Raw genomic sequence first — 1653 nt, 5'->3', positions numbered from 1 at the left:
TGATGACGCAGGCCATCAAAGGGAAATCCGTCGAAGATGCAGTCAGGATGTCCAAAGCCTTTTCCGACATGATGCTCGGCAAAGACCTGGACGAAGACCTGGATCTGGGGGACATTGAGGCGCTTTCCGGCGTTTCCCAATTCCCTGCCCGCATCAAATGTGCGACCCTTGCATGGAAGGCAATGGAAAAAGGCGTCGACAGTGATGCCAATCCAAACTGAACGGAGGAACAGTAATGGCTAAAAAAATGCCGGAAATCGGCGATTATAAATACGGCTTCCACGACAAAGACGTATCGGTTTTCCGTTCGAAGCGCGGTCTGACAAGGGAGATTGTCGAAGAAATTTCCAGGATGAAAGAAGAGCCGGAGTGGATGCTCGACTTCCGCCTGAAGGCCCTCGACATCTTCTACAAAAAGCCGATGCCGATGTGGGGCGGCGATCTCAGCGAACTGAACTTCGACGAGATCACGTACTACGTCAAACCGTCGGAAGCGACTGAACGCTCCTGGGATGAAGTTCCTGAGGAAATCAAGCGTACATTCGACAAGCTCGGCATTCCGGAAGCGGAACAAAAATACCTTGCAGGTGTTTCCGCACAGTACGAATCCGAAGTCGTCTACCACAACATGAAGGAAGACCTTGAAGAGATGGGAATCGTCTTCAAGGACACTGACTCCGCGCTCCGTGAAAACGAAGACATTTTCAGAGAGCACTGGGCAACGGTCATCCCGGCCGCTGACAACAAGTTCTCTGCCCTGAACTCTGCGGTATGGTCAGGCGGATCGTTCATCTATGTCCCGCCGGGCGTGAAAGTGGATACGCCGCTTCAGGCATACTTCCGCATCAACTCCGAAAACATGGGACAGTTCGAGCGTACGCTGATCATCGTTGATGAAGGCGCAAGCGTCCACTATGTAGAAGGCTGCACAGCGCCTGTCTACACGACAAACTCCCTTCACTCGGCGGTTGTTGAGATCATCATCAAGAAAGACGCATACTGCCGTTACACGACGATCCAGAACTGGGCGAACAACGTCTACAACCTCGTTACGAAGCGCGCGGTTGCAGAAGAGAACGCAACGATGGAATGGATCGACGGCAACATCGGCTCCAAGCTGACGATGAAATATCCTGCTGTCCTCCTCAAGGGCGAAGGCGCACGCGGCATGACGCTGTCCATCGCACTTGCAGGGAAAGGCCAGCACCAGGATGCGGGCGCGAAGATGATGCACCTCGCACCGAACACATCCTCGACGATCGTCTCGAAGTCGATCTCGAAGCAGGGCGGCAAGGTTTCGTACCGCGGAATCGTGCACTTCGGCCGCAAGGCGTCCGGCGCACGTTCCAACATCGAGTGCGATACGCTCATCATGGACAACCAGTCCACGTCCGACACGATCCCGTATAACGAGATCCTGAACGACAACATCTCCCTCGAGCACGAAGCAAAAGTCTCGAAGGTATCCGAAGAGCAGCTCTTCTACCTCATGAGCCGCGGCATCTCCGAGGAAGAAGCGACGGAAATGATTGTCATGGGCTTCATCGAGCCATTCACGAAAGAACTTCCGATGGAATACGCGGTCGAAATGAACCGCCTCATCAAGTTCGAAATGGAAGGTTCGATCGGTTAATTCAATCACAAAAAAACCTC

Annotated in this window: 2 protein-coding genes; both read left to right on the top strand. The window is 53.4% G+C overall.

The features are described 5' to 3' along the window. Positions 1-221 (top strand): iron-sulfur cluster scaffold-like protein (locus C772_RS15875; protein WP_008301621.1); only part of this gene is annotated, 221 nt, incomplete at its 5' end. 14 nt (positions 222-235) lie between these two features. Continuing rightward, positions 236-1633 (top strand): Fe-S cluster assembly protein SufB, encoded by a 1398-nt coding sequence (gene sufB, locus C772_RS15870; RefSeq protein ID WP_008301619.1) that lies wholly within the window; start codon positions 236-238, stop codon positions 1631-1633. Positions 1634-1653: the final 20 nt, after the last annotated feature.

Origin of the sequence: Bhargavaea cecembensis DSE10 (genome assembly GCF_000348905.1) — a bacterium.
Lineage (GTDB): Bacteria > Bacillota > Bacilli > Bacillales_A > Planococcaceae > Bhargavaea > Bhargavaea cecembensis.
The sequence above is the reverse complement of the archived record's forward strand: the minus strand, read 5'-3'. Positions and strand labels throughout refer to the sequence as shown.

What these genes read in the sequence shown, in the direction of transcription:
- sufB (WP_008301619.1), top strand. Translation starts at nt 236, where the DNA reads ATGGCTAAAAAAATGCCGGAAATCGGCGATTATAAATACGGCTTCCAC.